The organism is Butyricimonas sp. DFI.6.44 (assembly GCF_022132345.1).
Lineage (GTDB): Bacteria > Bacteroidota > Bacteroidia > Bacteroidales > Marinifilaceae > Butyricimonas > Butyricimonas muris.
Genome location: NZ_JAKNJD010000006.1, coordinates 140,340 through 161,324 on the forward strand (window position 1 = coordinate 140,340; position 20,985 = coordinate 161,324).

The 20,985-nt window shown below is 45.1% G+C and carries 13 protein-coding genes; 11 read left to right on the top strand and 2 right to left on the bottom strand.

Features of this window, described 5'->3' with window-relative positions; genetic code table 11:
- The first annotated feature begins 168 nt into the window (after window positions 1–168).
- Window positions 169–3,030: a hypothetical protein gene (locus tag L0M98_RS09855; protein WP_227215747.1), complete on the top strand. Its 2,862-nt coding sequence runs from the start codon at window positions 169–171 to the stop codon at window positions 3,028–3,030.
- 103 nt (window positions 3,031–3,133) lie between these two features.
- Here the strand turns inward: L0M98_RS09855 and L0M98_RS09860 are convergent, their stop codons facing one another.
- On the bottom strand, window positions 3,134–3,901 hold the full coding sequence (locus L0M98_RS09860; protein ID WP_227215746.1) for a head GIN domain-containing protein: 768 nt from the start codon (window positions 3,899–3,901) through the stop codon (window positions 3,134–3,136).
- A 142-nt stretch (window positions 3,902–4,043) separates the two neighbouring features.
- Between L0M98_RS09860 and L0M98_RS09865 the strand changes: the two genes are divergently transcribed.
- On the top strand, window positions 4,044–4,577 hold the full coding sequence (locus L0M98_RS09865) for a methylated-DNA--[protein]-cysteine S-methyltransferase (RefSeq protein WP_227215745.1): 534 nt from the start codon (window positions 4,044–4,046) through the stop codon (window positions 4,575–4,577).
- A gap of 136 nt (window positions 4,578–4,713) precedes the next feature.
- On the opposite strand, the gene L0M98_RS09870 is transcribed toward L0M98_RS09865, so the two are convergent.
- Window positions 4,714–5,307, bottom strand: a complete 594-nt coding sequence (locus tag L0M98_RS09870) for a MarC family protein (RefSeq protein ID WP_227215744.1) — start codon at window positions 5,305–5,307, stop codon at window positions 4,714–4,716.
- Window positions 5,308–5,576: 269 nt separating this feature from the next.
- On the opposite strand from L0M98_RS09870, the gene L0M98_RS09875 reads away from it, so the two are divergent.
- From L0M98_RS09875 to L0M98_RS09915, 9 genes are all read left to right on the top strand, one after another.
- Entirely contained in the window at window positions 5,577–8,294 is a 2,718-nt protein-coding gene (locus L0M98_RS09875; protein WP_227215743.1) for a response regulator, read from the top strand.
- Between the two features lie 123 nt (window positions 8,295–8,417).
- A complete protein-coding gene (locus L0M98_RS09880) occupies window positions 8,418–8,975 on the top strand; it encodes an RNA polymerase sigma-70 factor (protein ID WP_099290936.1) in 558 nt (185 codons plus the stop codon).
- 58 nt (window positions 8,976–9,033) lie between these two features.
- Entirely contained in the window at window positions 9,034–10,203 is a 1,170-nt protein-coding gene (locus L0M98_RS09885; RefSeq protein ID WP_227215742.1) for a FecR family protein, read from the top strand.
- 168 nt (window positions 10,204–10,371) lie between these two features.
- Window positions 10,372–13,974, top strand: coding sequence for a SusC/RagA family TonB-linked outer membrane protein (locus L0M98_RS09890; RefSeq protein ID WP_227215741.1), 3,603 nt, complete (start codon window positions 10,372–10,374; stop codon window positions 13,972–13,974).
- Between the two features lie 9 nt (window positions 13,975–13,983).
- On the top strand, window positions 13,984–15,720 hold the full coding sequence (locus L0M98_RS09895) for a RagB/SusD family nutrient uptake outer membrane protein (protein WP_227215740.1): 1,737 nt from the start codon (window positions 13,984–13,986) through the stop codon (window positions 15,718–15,720).
- A complete protein-coding gene (locus L0M98_RS09900) occupies window positions 15,717–16,886 on the top strand; it encodes a hypothetical protein (RefSeq protein ID WP_099290933.1) in 1,170 nt (389 codons plus the stop codon). The genes L0M98_RS09895 and L0M98_RS09900 overlap by 4 nt, the downstream gene beginning before the upstream one ends.
- A gap of 41 nt (window positions 16,887–16,927) precedes the next feature.
- On the top strand, window positions 16,928–18,289 hold the full coding sequence (locus tag L0M98_RS09905) for a TlpA family protein disulfide reductase (protein WP_227215739.1): 1,362 nt from the start codon (window positions 16,928–16,930) through the stop codon (window positions 18,287–18,289).
- A gap of 159 nt (window positions 18,290–18,448) precedes the next feature.
- Window positions 18,449–19,867 (top strand): TlpA family protein disulfide reductase, encoded by a 1,419-nt coding sequence (locus L0M98_RS09910; protein WP_227215738.1) that lies wholly within the window; start codon window positions 18,449–18,451, stop codon window positions 19,865–19,867.
- A gap of 25 nt (window positions 19,868–19,892) precedes the next feature.
- Window positions 19,893–20,981: a thioredoxin family protein gene (locus tag L0M98_RS09915; RefSeq protein WP_227215737.1), complete on the top strand. Its 1,089-nt coding sequence runs from the start codon at window positions 19,893–19,895 to the stop codon at window positions 20,979–20,981.
- The last annotated feature ends 4 nt before the right edge of the window (window positions 20,982–20,985 follow it).

A 20,985-nucleotide genomic window follows, 5' to 3' on the forward strand; every position in this document is an offset into this window, starting at 1 on the left:
CTTTTGCATGTGTATCGCATTGATTGTCATTTGTTTACATGTGTTTTAAAACGAATGATTATTGATATGACAGATTTGTTAAAACACGAACAAATTCGATAATAGTAATTAAAGTATTTAGATGATATAGAAATGAGATTTTTAATTACCAATTTTAATTTTATACGTATGAATAGAAAATGGAATTATGTAAAAAAGGCACTCTTCGGAATGTTGATTTTGGGATTAGCGAGTCCTTCATTCGTTGGTTGTAAAGATTACGATGACGATATTGATGATTTGCAAAAACAAATTACTGAAAACAAGGAAGCCATCGAGGCGAACAAAAAAGCGATTGCAGATATTCAAAGTGCGGTTGATGCCGGAGCGATACTGGTCGATGTGCAAGAAACGAGTAATGGCATCGTTGTAAAATTGTCTAATGGCAAATCTTATCCTATCACGAACGGGAAAGATGGCAATGATGGAAACGATGGAGCGGTTGCTCCTGTTCCGACATTTGAGATTCAGGATGGTAAATTGGTGGCAAGTTATGCAGACGGAACCTCGAAGGTGGTTTGGGACAAGGTACTTTCAGTGGATGACTTTACTTTCCGTGTTGAAGAGGGACATTTGATTGTCAACGAGAAAGACATGGGAAAAGTTTCCGGAACGGACGGTTTGACTCCTGAAATTAAATTTGAGGGTACGAAGTTGGTGATCAAGATTGGTGACCAGACGATCGAGAAGGAACTCAAGGGCGAGAAAGGCGATGATGCTGACTTGACTCCTCTACAATTCCGGGTAAATTCCGTGAACGGAGAGTTGGAATACACGAAAGACGGCAATACGTGGACCAGCACGGGCACGAAAGTAACCGGGGAGGTACCTGCATTGAATTTCGAGATCAAGGATGGTGTGTTGTATTTGAACCCGAATGAAGATTTCACGCAAGGTGCTATCGGAAGTGTCGTGCCGAATGAATTTAAGGTAGGTAGCGACGGGTACTTGTACGTGAACGGTAAAAAGACCGAAGCTTTGGTTCCCGGTGTTTACATGAAGAAAGATGTGGAAAATGGAACGATGACAATCCATATACCGGCTTATGATGAGGAAACGAATGGTATCAAGGTGGATGTCAACGGCATTGTTTACGAGGATGTTGTTATCCCGCTTCATATTAACAAGATACAGGTAACTTCGGTGACTTTAGTACCGATGACCGAGGGTGGTGATCTAAAGGTTTATAAATTAGCGGGTGCAGATGAAGATGATGAACCCTTGTACGCGACAGCCAGTCAATTGCGCTTCCGCGTGAACCCGGAAGGAGCTACATTGGGAACGGATTTCAAGATGCTGGAAGTGATGGATCAATTCAAACTTTCAAGAAGTGCCGGACCGGTATTCTCGTTATTGAATGCGAAACAAAACGAAGAGGATGGATTGGTGTATGCCGATTTCAAATTTGAAAATGTGGATTTAACATCGGAAGACGCCTACACGTTGGCTGCCGGAGTTGAGAATCTTTACACGGGAAAGGTAATCTATTCCAATTATACTGAATTTAAGCCTGCCGGACAAGAAATAACACCGCAATTTATGAAATTGGCTAACGGGAAAGAAGTTGTTGTCGGGGAAGGTGAGACACCGGTGTTTGAATTGATTCGTGTTGCGGGCAAGAGCGTGAATATCGCGGAAAATATTTTCGTGAAGGCTAAGATTAAAGAAGCTGCCGCACAAGAACTTCGTACTATCGAGTCTTATGGTTTTGCTGCCCCGACTTTCGAGGTGAAAGAGGCTTTGGAGCCCGGTGTATCTTCCAAGAATATTTTCGCGGTGGAGGGAACCACGATTAAGGTGAATGATGTTACTTTCCAAGCGCAAGGTGCAGAGGCTACTTTCAGCGTGATTGCTAAAGTAGGCGACCTTACCGTCGGTACACAAGAAATTAAAGTGAAGATGGTAGAGGATATCAAACAATTGAATTTGATCAAGGATGTAGTTGTAGATAACTTTAACGGCTCTGCACGGGAAATTGCTCTTGCTCTTGAGGCAAATGCAATCAACCAGTTCAATACGCATTTCAACGTTGACGTGACAACGGCTGATAACGTGGAAGTGGCATTCAAGGTAACGGATAAGAACGGTAATGATGCTACGGCTAACTTTACTACATTTGATAAATTGTCCGCGACACCGAAAATTACAGTGAATGCGGGAACCAAGGACGGTGTTTACAATGTGGTGATGACTGTGACGAACACGGTGAGTCCAACAGTTAAAGTTATGAGCGAAACTAAATTCACGATCTCTGTTCACGAGATCAAGTTCTTGGAAGCATGGAAAGTGGCGGAATACTGGCAGAAGGGAGCGGATGCTATCACGATCAAAGTTGATAAGACTACCGAAGATTTTAAATCCGATTTGAGCAAGTTGTTTAATATCAATGCTGATTTGGGCGTGAAAGTAAAATACGTGAACAAAGCCGGTGAAACTAAGGTAAAGGTAGAAGGCAATGAAGCTAAGTTAATGGCACCGAAGAATCTCGCTATCGGTGGAAATGTAAGCGGTAAGATTGTTGCTCAACTGGTGAATGCAGAGGATGAATCGCTTGTTGTTGATGAGAAGGAGATCGACGTGACCTTTGAAAACCCGATCAAATCCTTCACGGTAAGCGGGGAAGACAAGTTGACCATGTTGGATGCCACGGCTTCCGGTGATCAAGGTGGTGTGACGTTGGATATCGATAAGTTGTTAACTCTTGCTTTGAATGTGGATAACCGTGCCGGAGAGATCGTGAATATTATCAAGAAGGATGAAGAAAGCGGTAAGAATGCAATTGAACCCGATGGCGGCATGTATGGTGCTTCTGCTATTGCATACTCGTTGAAAGGTGCAGATGACAGATTCTCTATTAACGAGGGCAAGTTGACTTGGAGAAATACAAGTACTGCTTTGTCCCAAGAAGTGAAAGCTGTTGTTGTGATCACGATAGAGAATAATTGGAAGACGATCACGAAAGAGGTAACGGTAACTGTAAAACCGAACTAAATAATTTGCAACCAGAACGTAGGTCCGAATCTAGGACCACCTTCACTCCCCGCGAAGAGATTCGCGGGGAGTCTTGTTTTGGTATAATTTCTTTCGTGTGTTATTAATTGTCTTTCTTTATTTTGGATACTCCCGTGGCATCGAGTTTTATGATTTTCGGGTTGCCGGAGTACGTGATCGAGGATACCCCGGAGGCTTTGGCGCTAAGTTCTTTCACGACGTTGATGTTGACGTGGGAAGAGCCTGAGGCTTCGATGGTGGCATTGTCGATCCGGAAGTTGTCAAGGTTCGCGCGAGAGGCTCCGTTTACTTCAATGTTGCCTTCCGTGCTTTTGCCCGCGAGGGTGAGGTTGCTGGCTCCCGATATTCTGAAAGCTATCACGGGGGCGGTGAGTTCACCGGATATTTTTGACGTTCCTGCCAAGTGTATTTCTGCTTCTTGATTTACGCGGATGGGGGCGGTTGACTTCATGGCGGAAGCGCCGACAATTTTCGCCTTGAAGTTGTTCGCGGTGATTTCTCCGGTCAAGGTGAGGGAGGAGGCTCCGGTCAATTCGACATTTTCTAACGCGGACAGGTTGACTTCGGCGGTGAATTTCTCGTTGTTTTTTCCTTTGATTTTACCTTCAAAGGTAATGAGTAGTATCCCGTCCTGTTTTAGCGTGAAATTTAGTTGCTTTTCCAGTCGGGCGGGAATGGTGACCGATGCCCCGGTGGAGTCGCTTTGTCTGGCGGTAACTTTGAATGCCCCGTGGACTTCGATTCCGGTGATTCTTTCTCCTTGGAAACGGGAAATCGTGATTTGTTCTTGTGCGATGGCTCCGGTGAGGGCGAAGCAGAACATGAAGAGGATGAATGTAATTTTTTTCATGATTATTATTTTTTAATAGGACGTTTAAAGGTAGTGAAAAGTTACAAAGGGTGATAAGTATTGGGGAAGAAATAGAAATTTGTTTGTTAAGAATTAATCTTTACTTTTGTAAGTATCAGATGTTTTTTTAATCTATAACGCTATGCAATACACTTGTAAATATCTTTCGCCCGCGGGTGGAATAACGATTGCCAGTGATGGTGATAGTTTGACAGGACTATGGTTTGACGGTCAGAAATACTTTGCCGATACGTTGTCGGCGGAGCATGAAGAGAAGTCTTTGCCTGTTTTCGTGCGGACAAAAGAGTGGTTGGATTGTTATTTCGGCGGTAAGGAGCCCGGTTTCACTCCCGATTTGCATTTGGATAGCACGCCTTTTCGTCTTGCCGTGTGGGAAATATTAAGGGAAATTCCTTACGGTAAAGTGATAACTTACAAGGATATCGCGGAAGAAATTGCCCGGCAAAAGGGGGTGCGGAATATGTCGGCTCAAGCGGTGGGAGGTGCCGTGGGGCATAACCCGATCAGTATTATTATACCGTGTCATCGTGTTGTCGGTTGTAATGGCAGTTTGACCGGATACGCGGGAGGTATTGCTAAAAAAGTTCATCTGCTTACTTTGGAAGGTGTTGACCCGGGTAGATTTTTTGTCCCGTCGAAGGGAACGGCATTGTGATAGACGTGTTTTCACGGGAATTAGTAGCTTCCTTTTTCTATTAAAATATAAATTGGAGCACTTTTTCTCCGATTTTGATATTAAAAGATGTTAAATGTAATGTTTTTTCGGGGGAACAGGGATTTCTTGTTTTTGATTAGTGCAGGGATTCCAGTAGAATATTAAGATTGGAGGTGAAAATTTTCACGGACATGGCAAGCAGGATGATGCCGAAGAATTTTCGCAGGATGTAGACACCGCTTTTACCCAAGATGCGCTCCACGAGGTAGACGTTGCGCAGGACGACGTAGACGACGAGCATGTTGAGGATGATGGCGATGATGATGCTCAAGGGGCTACATTCGGCTTTGAGGGTTAAGGTTGTTGCCAAGGCTCCTGCCCCGGCGATAAGCGGGAACACGACGGGGATGAATGTGGTTGCTCCTTCCGGACCGTCGTTTTGAAATATTTCGATGTTGAAAGTCATTTCTATGGCAAGCACGAAAAGTACTAGCGCTCCCGCCAGCGCGAAAGAAGGTATGTCGATGTTGAATAATCTCAATAACCCGTCCCCGGCAAAAAAGAAAGCGATAAATATAACCAGAGATATTCCTGACGCTTGGGCTGCGTTGACTTTTTTCCCGGTACTGTTAAGACCGATGACGATTGGGGTGGAACCCGTGATATCGATAATAGCAAAGAGTACCATGAAGGCGGTGAATATTTCTTTTATATTGATGCTGAAATCCATAAATCGAATAATAATATGTTTTAATTGACGGGACAAAGATAAGGATAAAAAATAGAAAAGTCGGGTGCTAAAAATGGAATATCTTGTATGGGGGTAATTGTCTTGTAAATTGGAGAAGGTAATCTTTCATAATTATCACTCGTGATTGACTGAATTTATCCTATTTTGTTCTATCTTTGCACGATAGATACCCTTGTCGTAAGGGGATGGAAGGAATTTTGAGTGTAAACATATAGCACATCTGTTGTGCCGGCGAAAATAGAGGAATAATGAAAGAACGTGAAATGCCTTCTCGGGAGGATGGTAATTTGTCTTTTGAAGAGGAAGTGTCCGAATTAATGGATGAACAGTTTTTGTTCACGGAAAGTGTATGTATTGATTTACCCATGGGGGTTGAGATTTATGATGCACGGGGGATATTGCGTTTTATAAATGATAGTGCCTTGCGTATATATGGTGTTGAGGACCGGAATACCGTGGTCGGTACGGTTAATCTTTTCAATAGTCCTTATATGGATGAAGTGTTGGAGGCAAAAGTCCGGGGAGGAGAGGAGATTGAACTGGAGTTCGAGTATGACTTCGACAAGATAAATAGCAATGCCTATTTCAAGAGTAAAAATCGGGATACCATGATTTACGCGGTGCGGATTGTCGCGGTGCGGAACAAGAAGGGAAGTATTATAGGGCATATATTACTCACGAATGATGTTACTGCCGTGAAGGAAGCCGAGTTTCACACGGAAGAGAGCAAGAAGGATATGGAGATGGCGATGGATACGGCTAATATGTCGTCTTGGGTGTATGATGTGGATAAGAAGGTATTCGGTACTTTATATGGCAAGGCTATCGTGGAAGATGGTGTGACTCTTGCCGAGTTACTGGTGAAATTGCATCCTCAGGATCATGTCCCGTTGATGCAACTTTTTTCCCGATTGATAGATAAAGAAATTCAACAAGGGCAGATAACGGTGCGTTTCTATGACGAGCGGGAGGGACAATACCGTTATTACGAGAGCCGGATGCGATTGTCGATGGAGCATTTCGGAAAGCGGTTGATTGTCGGAACGCAAATGGATGTGACGGATAAAGTGCGGATGGTAAAGAGAACACAGGATTTGCTCGCGAAGCGGGAGTTGGCGATGCAATTCAATAGTATTGTTCATTGGGATTTTGATATACGGACACGGAAGTTTGAAGCCTATAATGACCCGATTAATGATTATGCCAGTGATAAGCTTGTGACTGTTTCCGAATACATGGAGGTAGTCCACCCGGAAGATTGTTCTGTTTTCAATGATGCTATCCAGTCGATGTTGTCCGGAGAAGATCTTACGATTGATTTTACTTGTCGCATGCAAACCAAGTACGATGAAACATGGCAATATTTCAGTGTTACGGGTGTTCCTTTCGAACGGGACGAAGAGGGTAATATTGTGCGATTCACGGGATTCAGACAGAATATTTCCAAACTTCACCAGTTGGATGAAGAACTCAGAAGAAGGAATTACAGGATAGAACTTACTTTTAAGACTGTCGGGATGTCTTATTGGGATTTTGATGTCGAGAGCAAGCAGTTCCGGGCGTTTAACGATCCGGTAAATGATTTCCTCTCGGAAAAGGCAATCACTCCCGAGGAGTATCTGAATGTAACCCACCCGGATGATATAGAGCATGTTCGTGAAAATATCGATTGTATGCTCCGGGGGGTAGATAGAGAGTTCGCTTTTAAATACCGCTCCAAGACGAGGTGGGATAAGGAGTGGCAGACTTTGCTGGTGACCGGCGTGCAGGTCGAAAGGGATAAAAGAGGGCGTGTACTTCGTTATACCGGAATCAAGTTTAATAACACGAAATCGGAGAACGTGGCACGGGAGTTAAAGGAACTGAAAGAGAAAGCCGAACTTTCCGATCGGCTTAAATCGGCTTTTCTTGCTAACATGAGTCACGAGATACGTACGCCGTTGAATGCCATTGTCGGGTTTTCCGGGTTGATGGTGGATTGTGACGATCCGGCGGAAAAAGAGGAGTACATGAATGTTATCCGGTCTAATAATGAGTTGTTGTTGCGATTGATTAATGATATTCTTGATCTCTCCAAGATTGAATCGGGTGTTCTTGAGCGTAGGAGAGAGAATTTCAACGTGACGAAGGTGTGTAATGAGTTGTACATGATGATTTCGCAGAAGATCACGAATCCTGATGTCGAATTTTTATTGGAGCCCGGACCGGACTGTTGGATATTTCTGGACAGGAACCGGCTTAAACAGGTGTGGATGAATTTCCTTTCCAATGCCGTGAAATGTACGCGGTCGGGATATATTAAAATGGGATACTCTATCGAGAGGGGAGGCATCCGGGTGTATGTCGAGGATTCCGGTGTCGGAGTCCCCCGGGAGTTGCAGGATAGATTGTTCGGTCGGTTCCAGAAGTTGAACGAGTTCGCGCAGGGGACCGGGTTGGGACTGGCTATTTCCAAGGCTATCGTCGAGGGTGCGGGGGGAGAGATAGGGTGTTCTTCTACTCCCGGTGTCGGCTCGACTTTCTGGGCGTGGGTGCCTTGTGCCATATCCATGGAGGAGAATGGTGATCCGGTTATCACGCAATTTTCGGAAAAACATTCTTCTTTGGATAAATCACGGGAACTGAAAATTTTGGTAGCTGAAGATAATGATAGTAATTATTTGCTGGTGCGACAGATTCTTAAGGGGTATCATGTTGTTCGTGCGCTGAATGGAGTTGAGGCTGTAAAGATGAGTCGTGACGAGAAGTTCGACCTTATTTTTATGGATATGAAAATGCCTGTCATGGGCGGACTGGAAGCAACCCGGAAAATACGAGAGTTTGACGCGGAGATACCCATCATCGCTCTCACGGCAAATGCGTTTGATTCTGACAGAATCAGCGCCATGGATGCCGGATGCAACGCCTTTTTGGCGAAACCTTTGGAACGAAAACAGTTGCTTGAGATTTTTTCTATGAAATGGTAGGGGGAAATTAAACATTGGTGATGATTGTTTTATATGCCTGAAATGTGAAGGTGGAGTCTAAAAGATAGAAAAAAGGTTATATATTTGTAACGTTGAAGTGATGTTTTATTTATCCGGAGTGTCATGGCTGACGTTGATGATGTTTTTGTACGACAGGTAAACGGGAAGCAGGAAAGAGCTTATCATGAGTTGTTCCGGCGGTTTTATAATTACCTTGTAGTGTATGCCATGAGGCGGGTGCAACGGCAGGATGTGGCGGAGGACGTCGTTCAGGAAGTATTCGTGAGTATGTGGGAGGGTGATAAGGAGTTCAATTCGTTTGTCGGGTTGAAGGCGTTTTTGTATAATGCCGTGTCGAATCGTTGTCTGGATTATTTGAAACACCAGAAGGTGGTAGACCGGTACGTGGCTGTTGCTTTGCGGGAAGGGAAGGAATGGGAGGAGATGGATTTGGTGGAGGAGGAGATGTACAGGGAATTGCATTTGGCTGTACAGGGATTGCCGGAAAGGAGCCGTGCGGTTTTCGAGTTGCATCTGGAGGGGAAGAAAAACGAGGAGATTGCGCGATTGCTGGAATTGTCGGTACTTACCGTGAAATCGTACAAGAAAAACGCGATGCATTATTTGAAGAAAAGATTGGGTGATTTGTATTTTTTATTGAACGCGGTAAAAATAATTTGATTCGGATACCCTCTTTTTGTACCCTCGGTCGTATTTGGTGTAAATAAGAAATTACGCCATGAGCAGTGCCAATAAAAATGAAATAAGTTGTTTGCTTCGGAAGTATTTTTCCGGGACGTTGTCCCCGGGGGAGAAAATACGGCTGGATAGTTGGTTGGAAGAAAGGGAGGAACACCGGGTTCTTTTCGAGAGATTGCATAATGACACTCGATTTGCCGAGGAGTATGGGGTGTTTCGACGAGTGGATACGGAGCGGGCGTGGGAGCGTTTTCGCGAGGGACAGGGATTAGGTCGTAGACGGAGGATAGGCACGTGGGTGAGATACGCGGCTGTTATTATGATACCCTTGATTGTCGGGGGGATTTGGTGGGGAATTTCTTCCGGGCGGAAGGAGAAGCAGCCGTTGGTGGCGCAAAAGTCTTTGCCTGTATTGCGGAAGACAGACGTGATTCTGGAACTTGCCGACGGGAAGAAAGTGGTTCTGAAGGGGAAGCAGGAGAAAATGATTCAAGTGGGAGAAAAATTAGTCGTGAAGCAGGCAGCCGGGGAGTTGGTGTACTCGGATTCCGTGGGGAATACTCGGGTTGACACGAATATATTGCGAGTGCCCAAGGGTGGGGAGTTTAAATTGCAGTTGGCTGACGGGACACGGGTGTATTTAAATTCCGCGACAAAACTGAAATATCCGGTGGCTTTCGAGGGGGAAGAACGGCGGGTGTATCTGGAAGGAGAGGCTTATTTCGAGGTGGCGAAGGACGCGGAACGACCGTTTTTTGTTGTCACGGACGAGATGACGGCACGGGTGTACGGGACGGAATTTAACGTGAACACGAGTTCCGAGGACGGGGTGCGCACGGTGTTGGTCGAGGGAAAGGTGGGGGTGACCGTGCGGGGTTCCGAGCGGGAATACGTGTTGAAGCCTAGTGAGATGGCTTTCTATGACCGGGGCTTGGGAAAGGTAGACGTGCGGGAAGTGGATACGGATTTGTACACGTTGTGGAGAAAAGGGATGTTTGTTTTCGAGCGGGAGTCTTTGGAAAGTATTATGGAAACACTTTCGGCATGGTATGATGTGGAAGTGTTTTTCCAATCGGAGAGCGCGAAGCGGTTGCATTTTTCGGGGCATATGAAGCGTTACGAGCAGATAGACGAGATTTTGCACGCGATTACGGACGCGACGGGTGTCGTGTTTACTATAAACGGGAAAACAGTTTGTGTTTCAAGATAAAACGGAAGGTCGGCAAACCCTCCGTTTCATTCTCATTTAAACAATAAACCTCGCCTTGGAACCGTGAGGGTTTATTGAGTGTTTAATTTATATTACGACAAATGTATGAAAAAAAAACGATTATGTTTTCGATTACCCTGTGGTACGAGAAAAAAAATTGAAAGAGTGATGAAATTTTTTTGGATTTTAATGTGCGCTTTTACTTTCTCTGTTTCGGCAAATTCATTTGCTCAACAGGAACGAGTCAGCTTGAATTTGAAGGATGTGGCAGTACGGACATTGTTCGATGAGATTCAACGCCAGACGAATCTTTATTTCGTGTTCAACACGGAGCAGACGGATCAGTTGGGGCAATTGTCTTTGCGTGTCGAGAACGAAACGGTGGAGAACGTGTTGAAGAAGGTGTTGGAAGGCACGGGGTTGACGTATAAGTTTCGCGGGGATCTGATCGTGATTCAGCAGGAAGACGAGAAAAAGGACGAGAAGAAGGGTAAGCGGATTTTCGGTACGGTTGTTGACGAGAGTACGAAAGAAGTGTTGCCGGGGGTTACGGTGAAGTTGTCCTCGGGGGCTTCCGTGACGATGGGGACTTCCACGGATCACCGGGGGCGATTCGAGTTGGTACTTCCGGTGACGAAGGGTACGTTGGAGTTTTCTTTCGTGGGGTTCGAGAGCCAGAAGGTGAGTTTTAACGAGAAGACGGATAGTTTGCGGGTGGTGTTGAGAGAGAAGGTGAACGAGTTGGAAGATGTCGTTATTACCGGTTACCAACAGATTGACAGGCGGCATTTGACGGCGGCGGTGACTTCGCTTAAAATGGATGATATTGATGTGCCGGGTATAAACCGTCTTGACCAGATGCTGGAGGGGCGTATCCCCGGAATGACTTTTATGCAGAATAGCGGTCAGGTGGGGGCTACCCCGAAGTTGAGAATACGCGGAACTTCTTCTGTCCTCGGGAATCAGGAGCCGTTGTGGGTGGTAGACGGGATTATTCAACAGGATCCGGTGAACATTGATCCGCAACAATTGAACGACCTCGATTTCGTGAATTTGTTGGGTAATGCTATTGCCGGGTTGAACCCGGACGACGTGGAGCAGATCGACGTGTTGAAGGATGCCGCGGCAACGGCATTGTATGGCGTGCGGGCTGCTAACGGGGTGATCGTTATTACGACGAAAAAAGGAAAGGTGGGACCTCCCAAGTTGTCTTATTCGTTGACGGGAAGTTTTTCGACTCGCCCAAGGTACACGGACAAGGGGTTGAACTTGATGAACTCCAAGGAGAGAGTGGATGTTTCCCGCGAGTTGATGGAGCGGGGGGTGCGTTATACCGGAACGTATAACAGTTTCACGGATTGGATCGGTTACGAGCAGGCTTATTTGGATCATTATAAATACGGTGCGATCAGTTTTGAAGAGTTTCAAAAACGTTCGGCTTATTATGAAACGTTGAACACGGATTGGTTTGATATCTTGTGTCGGGATGCTTTTTCGCACAACCATTCGTTGAGTATCAGCGGGGGAAGTACCAGCGCGAAATATTACGCTTCATTTGGGTACGCGAACGACCAAGGGGAGATTCGCGGGGAAAAGAACGAACGCTACACGGCAAGTGTGCGGGTAACGGTGCAGCATAATAAATTCCAGATGCAATTCGGGATATCCGGTAACGTGCAGGATAAGTTATATAATCCGAGTGAATTGGGAATTATGAATTATGCTTATAATATGACCCGTGCTATCCCTTTGCGTTGGGAAACGGGTGCATTGTACACGTACCAAAAGAATAATCAGCCGTTTAATATCATTCGGGAGATGGAGGAGTCTGAATACAAGATAGCCCAAAAGAGTGCGAGCGTGAACGCGCAGTTGCAATACCGGGTGTCGGAGGCGTGGAAATTGGTTGGTACTGCCTCTTATTCTATGGGTACTTCTGATGATGAAACTTGGTACGGGGAAAATTCCAATTATATTCTTCAATTGAAGAACAAGAGCAATAAGTTGTCCGAGAGTTTGTGCCCTTTCGGGGGAGAGCTGAAAACCAATGCTACGCGTAATAGTTCTTATATGCTTCGTTTGCAAACGGATTATAGCCGGTATTGGGATAAGGACAACGAGCATTTCACGAATGCTTCTGTCGGTTACGAGTTGTCGTCATCGACTTACCGGAAAGAGGCGAACACGGAACGGGGGTATTATAAAGACCGCGGGATGAGTTTTGCCGGATTTGCCGATGGTGATTATGAGAAATACCCGAAATTCTACGAGTGGAGTGTTTCCAATCACCCGAAATATACTAAATCGTTGACAAACACGATGTCGGCTTATCTCACGTTGACGTATAGTTACAAAGACCGGTATATTTTTAACGTGAATACCCGTGCGGATTGGTCTAATGCTTTCGGTAGCCGTAGTAACGAGAAGTTGCTTCCCGTGTGGTCGTTTTCCGGACGCTGGAACATGACGGAGGATATTGTTCGGAACGTGAATTGGATCAATAATTTGGCATTGCGTGTGTCATACGGTATCCAAGGAAATATGTCGAACGATCAGCCTACGCGTTTGATTATCAATAAGGGTGGATATAGTAACTCTAAGGGTGGATATACTTCGACGATTAGCAAGTTCCCGAATCCCGATTTGAAATGGGAAAAGACACACTCTTTTAACGCCGGCTTGGATTTCAGTTTGTTGAAAGACAAGATTCAAGGTTCTGTTTCATGGTTTTACAAGAAAACGATTGACGCGTTCCTGTCGAAAACCGTGTGTAACGTGAACGGGGTAAATTCTTACGTGGTTAATTCCGGTAATGTTGAGAATAAGGGTATCGAGTTGACGTTGAATTTTGTCCCGATAAACCAGTCGGTATCGTCTAACGGAAAGAGAGGGTTCGTGTGGAGGTTTGATCCCCAGATCGGGCAGACGTTGAATAAGTTGTTGAACGACCAATTGCGTAAAAATGATAAAACTTTGCAAGATGAATTGTCGTTGTCACAATTTTTGAGTGGTTCCGTTCAGTTGGCGGGAACACCTTTGAATACGTTCTTTTCTTATAAATACGCGGGCTTGGACGGCGAGGGAAAGCCGACGTTCAAAGGCTTGGAAGCGGACCGGGCTGATGAATTGCATGAAAAGTACAAGAATTTGAGTAAGAAGGACGTGTGGTTGGCGGTTTTGGATGAGTCTGGAAGCCGGGTGCCCGTGATTCAAGGTGGGGTTAGTAACTATTTCGGTTACCGGAGTTTCACGTTGTCTGTTAATTTCACGTATAGTTTCGGGAACAAGATTCGATTGTTGCGTATCGCTTCCGGGGAATATAGCGCCGTGTCACCGAAACCGATGCAGAATTTGCGTCGGGAGTTCGTGAATCGCTGGAGAAATCCGGGTGACGAGAAGATAACGGATATACCGGCATTGTCTATTGACGGTGGACAAGATAAAGGGTGGTGGTATAAAAACGAGTATAGAAATCATTGGGAACCGAGCGGGAATGCTACTATATATTCGATGTATGATGATTCGGATATCAGAGTGGCGAGTGGTAATTACGTGCGTTTGCAATCTCTTACTTTGCGGTATTTGTTACCCAAGGAGTTGTTGAAAAAGTTGGGAATGTCTTCCGGGTATTTGTCTTTGTCCGGCTCTAATTTGCACACTTGGGCGAGCAAGGAGTTGAAAGGGCAGACGCCGGAACAATCGGGGACTTCCAGCGTGGTAAATATTTCGATTCGACCGAAGTATTCGTTTAGTTTGAATGTTGTTTTTTAAAATGGATGTATGATGAAAAGATACAGTATTTTGTGGTTTACGGTGCTCCTTTGCTGGCTAAGCGGGGGATGTAAGGATTTCTTGAACGAGTACTCGCAGAGTCTTTCTTATATAGAAACGGCAGCGGATTTGCAGGAATTGTTGTTGGGAAGCGGGTATCAGGATCCCGCTGTGACTGTAAGACCGGGTGGAGAGTATGTCGCTCAGGCGTGGAACAACACGCAGATGAAAGATTTCATGACGTATATTCATTTGATGGATGATGATCTAAAAGAGGCGCCCGATCCTAAAGAGAAAGACACTCATAACAGACCTTGGCAGACTATGTCCGGATTCTATCGTTGGGCGGATGACCCGAATATGAATATACTGGGTACATCGTATATCGATCCCGTGTGGGAGGATTTTTACAAGCGTATTGCTGTCTTGAATTCTATTATATCGGAGATTCCCAGACAGAGGGAGAAAAATAAAATAGGGGAAGAGGAGGTATTGAATCAAGTGGGAGGAGAAACCTATTTTTTGAGGGCTTGGTATTATTTCATGTTGACCAATATATACGGTGCGCCTTACGAGAAGGCTAACCCGAATGCCAAATGGGGAGTGCCATTGAAGTTGTCGGAGGAGGTGATTGATATGTATTATTCCCGCCACACGGTAGGTGAAGTTTATGAAACGATCGTTTCCGATTTGAAGACCGCTATTAAATTCTTTGAACGGATGAGTGCGCCAAGTAAGTCGAAACGCATCGCGAGTGCCGAGGCTTGTTACGCTTTGTTGAGCCGGGTTTATTTGTACATGGAACGGTATGAGGATTGTATCGAGGCGGCGGATAAGATAGAAGGTTTTGGGGTAAGGGAACTTGGTTCGTTGCCTGTTGCCGAATCTTTTGCCACGATAGAATCCGTGGAAACGATATTTTCCCACGGACCGTACGTGATGTATTGGATTCATGGGGAGGATGCTGAAATAGAAACGGTTAACAAGATTGATATAGACCATTTGTTGGAAACGGGAGAAGTTATCATGATCCAGACACAGGAGGTGAAGCAGAATGCTTGGTCGTGGGCTTGTTCTGCCACGTTTGAATCTTTGTTTGACGAGAATGATTATCGATTGAATCGTTTTTTCAGTCGCACCCGTTACAAGAAAAATTTGGTACCGAGGAAGTATAAGGCGAGTATGACTTTTGCCGAATATGATCCGGTGAGTATGGATACCGTGGTGTGCACGAACACGGGAAGTCCTGCAGCTTCCGCGGGGTGGTTGCGTTATGGCGAGGTGCTTTTGAATAAGGCGGAGGCACAGGCTTGTTTGGGACAGGGTGATGCAGCCAACACGTTGAAAGAGTTGCTCCGGTCTCGTTACAAAGTGATGCCGACGATTCCCGGCGGGGGAAAGGAATTGGTGGATTTCGTGCGTTTGGAACGGCGCAAGGAGTTGTGTTTCGAGGGACATCGTTGGTTTGACCTTCGCCGTTACGCGGTGAACTCGGTTTACCCGGATAAAAAGCCGATAGAACATGTTTGTTATCAAATTACAACCAACGACAAGGGGGTGGCCGTGGCTGAAAAGGTTGGAGAAACAACTCTTGAAGCATATAGCGAGAATAGCATGGGGTCGTGGATGATTCCGATACCGCAGAGTGTAATCACTTTTTGCGACGGGAACATGGAAAATCCGGAGCGGAGAGGGGTGTCTGCAAATTTTGTACTTGAAGAAGAAAAAGAGGAGGAAACATTATGAAAAGGTTTATTTGTATTTTGTTGCTGGGGATGTTTTTGGCGTGTTCAGAGGAGGATGCGTTGACCCCCACGGAGGTGAAAGATTGGTACGTGATTACCCCGACGGAGAATATGGACGAGGTGGATGAAGCGATTTATCACTTGTATGAAAAGTACAATAAGGCTGTGTTTTACAAGGATACGATCGGCTCTGAAGACCGGGGTTGGAAAGACGAGAACGGAAACCCGAAACTCTATTACGAGGTGCTTCGGTTAAGTTATGACATGACGGAATCAAATAATATTCAAACGAAAATCACTTACACTCCCGCGGATGTGTCGACTCCCGAGAGCAAGAAGGCTATGCTTCCTTTGTTGGAATTGATGGATGAGAAATTGTTTGCATGGATTGAGGGAGCGGACGTGCACGTGCCTGCCGTCCTGATCGTGCAAGATATGGAGAGAGCGAAGAAGCCTTTGTATGTGTACCGGGGATTCGGGGTACTTGGTTTTGCCTTGAACTGTTTTGAGCAAAAGAATGCGGATTCTCTTATCCAACGGACTTTTTTGCATGAGGTGTGTTATGTGGCTTTACAAGAAAATTTGTCTACTTATCAAGATATTGTTATTAATGCTTTTGAAAACAACACTTCAGCATCTCCCGCGGTAGCGAAAGAGTGTTGGGGGGTGAATTACGAAACGTTTGTACCTTCCTATGTTTCTTGGCTTACCAGTGTGAATAATCTGCAAGTGTATGCAAACATGAAATTGCAGTATGAACAACAAAAGGAGGAGGCGCTGGAGCAGTTGAAAAATGAGAATTTAACCGAGGCAGAGCGGAAAAAATGGGAAACTAAACTTAGTTCCGCTGAAATGATGCTTACTTTCGTGGAGGGGAAATTGGGTAATTACGATGAGTACAAAGCAAATCTGGAATTGTATTGTCCCGAGAATTTTGGTTTGTTGGGTTTGACACAAGGTAAAGTCGGTGATAAATTGGCCTATTTTGTTCCGACTGCCGTAGAGGATTTTGCCGCTTACTTGGATGCCATGTTGGATTATAGCGAGGAGGAGTTCAAGGCAAAATACGAGAAGTATCCTTTGGTGCAAGCACGCTATATTCTTGTACAACACGTGCTGAAGAATGCCGGATTTGATATTCAACGAATTCGGTCGGAGATTGATTGAAAATAGTTGTCTGTTTTTAGAGAAATAAATGTTTTAAAAAGATGAAAAAGATATTCGTTTTGATGTTGGTGCTTTGTTGCACCCGGATGCTTGTTGCCCAAGAGTTTACGGCAATTAAAGGAAAGGTCGCGGATCGGTGGTTGCTGCAAGTCAAATTATACGAAACCGTTGATGGTGCACCCGTGGTATGCGCTGTGGCTAAAGTGGAAACCGATGGCAGTTTCGGTTTTCTGGTGAAACCGAAAAAGCCCGGTTTTTATGTGTTAGGAGAAGACGAGAAAATGAATTTCCCTGTTTACGTGAAAGGAGGAGAAGAGATTAACATCGAGTTGCGGGAGAATAAAGCTACTTTGACGGGTAAGAATACAAAAGAGAACGTGCAATTGTATAAGTGGCAAGAATATGCTTATAATATTTGGTTGAAAAGTGTGTTCTTTCAGAAGATTATTTCTACCTATGAAGATTTTTTCCCCGAGTACGAGAAATTTGTCGATGGGTTGCCGGCATTCAAAGCAAGCGTGAAGAGCGGTAATAAAGTTTTCGATGCGCTCCTTAAAGAGTGGATAGATTATTCGGCGGATTATTACGGTATAGTGTTTCTCTACACGCCTCGCACGAAACATCCGAAAGCATCCGATTACCCGGCATATTATAACCAGATTGTAAATCCCGAGAAGTTTGCTGACGAGAGCGTGCTGGCCTTTCCGAACGGGACTACTATGTTGCGGTTGTACGCGATTTTTGCCGCGAATCAAAAAAATGTCGCTCCTTCCGACAAGGCGGCTTACGAGCAAGCCTGTTTGGAGGCTTTGCCTAATGATCGGTTGAAAGGGGAGTTTGTTGTTGACCGTTTTTTCTCACAATATCGTACTTACGAGGAGTATCTCGATGGGATGAATAAATTCGGGAAATATTGGCTATCACCTTCTTTAAAGACCCGTGCCGAGGCTGTCGGAACTAAACTATACCAAACCCGTTCCGGGGGGATAGCTGCTGATTTCACCTATCCGGATGTGCGGGGCAAGAATGTGTCCTTGTCCGATTTTAAGGGGAAGGTCGTGTTGATCGATGTATGGGCGACATGGTGCGGACCTTGTAAGCAAGAGATTCCTCATTTGAAAAAACTCGAGGAGGAGATGAAAGGAACCGATGTCGTTTTCTTGGGCGTATCGGTGGATGAAGCCAAAAATAAACAGAAATGGCTCGATTTTATTGAAAGCGAGAAATTAGGTGGTATTCAGGTGTTTGCCAACGGTTGGAGTAAGATAACCAAGGATTACCGTATTAACGGGATTCCTCGTTTTATCGTGATTGACCGTAAAGGAAACGTGGCGTCGTTCGATGCCCCTCGTCCCTCGAACCCGGCTTTGAAAAAGATGTTGGAAATGGAATTGAAAAAATGAGTCTATAAGGTCCATAAAGTTTATAAGGTCCGTAAGGTCGATGGACCCCTGCGGGACACTTTGCTTACGGCGGTGAAGCTGCCGATAAATATAGTCCGAAGGACATCTGTGATTTTACGGACTTTATAGACTTTACGGACTCATAAAAGTTTGATTATCATGAGAAGGATTGGTGTATTATTGGCACTTTTGTCGTGTTGTGCTTTTATCTGTCCGGGGCTTTGGGCGGGAGAGAAGGGGAAACGGCGTATTCAATCACGGGAGCAGAGTGTTTTCGCGGGAGTGAAGGGATTGGTCAGTCGCGACAAAATGCAGGAAGTCGGTTTGTATGAAGCGGTAGACGGGGGCGAGACTTTGATTAGCAAAACCCGTGTCGGCGCGAACGGTTGGTATGGTTTTGCCGTGGAAGTTGTCACTCCCGGTTTTTATACCGTGGGAGGGGAGAAAACGAGTGAGCGTATTCGTGTTTACTTGGAGGCGGGGATGAACGCGGAGGTCAATATTCTGGAGGATTCTCTCGTTATTACCTCTCGTAATTCTCCTGAAAACCTGTTGCTTGCCGAATGGGAAGGCTTGTTTGAGCCTGTCCGTCGTAGGGTGGATCACATGGATTATATTTTCTTTACTTATAAGGAATTATTCCCGTATTATATGGAATTTTTGCCTCAGGCCGAGGCTTTTAAGTCAAAGATTCATTGTCGGAATCGTTCGTTTGCGGAATTGCTAAAGCAGACTGTGGATTATGATGTTGAATATTTTGCCTTGCGCGCCTTGACCGCAATCAAGATTGATCGGGTGGTGAGGAAAGGGTGTCGGCCGACTTTGGATGAGTATCCGGTTTATTATAAAACTTTGGTAACGAAAGATAAATTGAAAAATGCGGATTTGCTGAAACAACCTTATGGGACCGATTATCTAGAAAAATATACAACCCTTGCGTTACAGCTGGAAAATCGAAAGAGTACGATTGCCGATCAATTGAGGTGGGTGCCTTGTGATTTGTTGAAGGCAGAAATTGTGTTGCGTCATGCCGGACGGGCAAAGACGTACGAGAAATACGATGAGATTGTCACTTACTTTGCACGTTATCTGACCACCGAGAGTCATCACCGGCGTATGGATGAACTCAGTGCAAAACTTTACGTGGGGAACAAGGGTGACAAGGCGGCAAATTTCACTTATCCTGACCGGAATGGTAAAATGGTTTCCTTGTCTGATTTCAAGGGAAAAATCGTGGTGGTTGATGTTTGGGCGACGTGGTGCGGACCTTGCCGGGAAGAGATTCCCGCTTTGATAAAATTGGAAAAAGAGATGCACGGGAAAGAGGTCGTTTTCATCGGGGTTTCCGTGGACGAGAAGAAAGACCACCAGAGATGGCTGGAAGTTCTCGACAAGGAAGGGCTGGAAGGCGTACAACTTTTTGCCGACGGGTGGAGCCAGATCGTGAAGGATTACAAGATTAAAGGCATTCCCCGTTTTATGGTTTTCGACCGGAAAGGCAATGTGATTATGATAGACGCTCCCCGTCCTTCCGAACCGGCGTTGAAAGCGTTGCTGGAGAGGGAATTGGATAAATAGGAAAATAACTTAACAAGAAAATATCATGAAGAGGATAGTTATATTGTGTGGTATCGTTTTGTGTTTCATTCAACTGAACGCGCAAGAGAAAGGAGTACAGTTTCAAGACCTAACTTTTCAGGAGGCTTTGGATAAAGCGAAAGCGGAAGACAAACTGGTTTTCATGGATTGTTATACCAGTTGGTGTGGTCCCTGTAAACATATGTTGAACACGGTGTTCGTTTTGCCCGAGATGGGCGAATTTTTCAATGATCAGTTTATTAATGTCAAGTATGATATGGAGAAGGGGGAAGGGCCTCGGTTACGGGGAAAATTTCGTATCACCGCTTATCCCACCTTTTTGATTCTCCGTCCCGACGGCACTTTGCAACATCGTATCGTGGGTGCGCGGAAAGGGACGGATTTTCTGGAATGCGTGAAGCGGGGTGCGAAAGAGGAAACTTCCCAATTTTACTTGGACGAACTCTATCGGCAAGGGAATTTGAGCAAGGAACAACTTCCCTCTTATCGTGTAGCCTTGAAGGACGCGAAAAGAAATGCCGAACTGAAACATATCACCGGGGAAGAGTTTAAACAACTCTCTGATGCGGAGAGGTGTTTGTCCCAATACTGGTATCTTTACGACCAAGATGAGATCACTTTTGAGGACGAGAGATTTGCTTATTTGATAGCCCACAAGACTGAATTTGACAAACAGGTGGGGAAAGAGATCGTGGATAAGAGAATATATGATAGTTATTTTCAAAGATTGGCGGCCCTTAAAGCTAACGTTCCGGTTTCAGAGTCGGTTGCCTTGATAAAAAGACAGATTGCTTCCGTTGATTTCGAGAAAAAGGAGGAGATTGTTTTATCTCTTCGCTACGTGGAAGCCCGTAATAGTCAGGATATCGATGTTTTGCTCGATATCATGGAAAAGAGTTTGCGGGATTTGCCTCGTGCTTTCCTGTGGCAGGCTCCTTTCTTGGATTTTATTGTTAAGGAAGGGAACCGGAAACAGGTAGACCGTTATATAGGTATGGAGAATGAAATGGTTGAGGCGATGGATAATGAACCTTTGAAAAAGGCTGTAAAGGAAACATTCGCTAAATATCGTTCCGGTCGAATCGATAATTGATTTA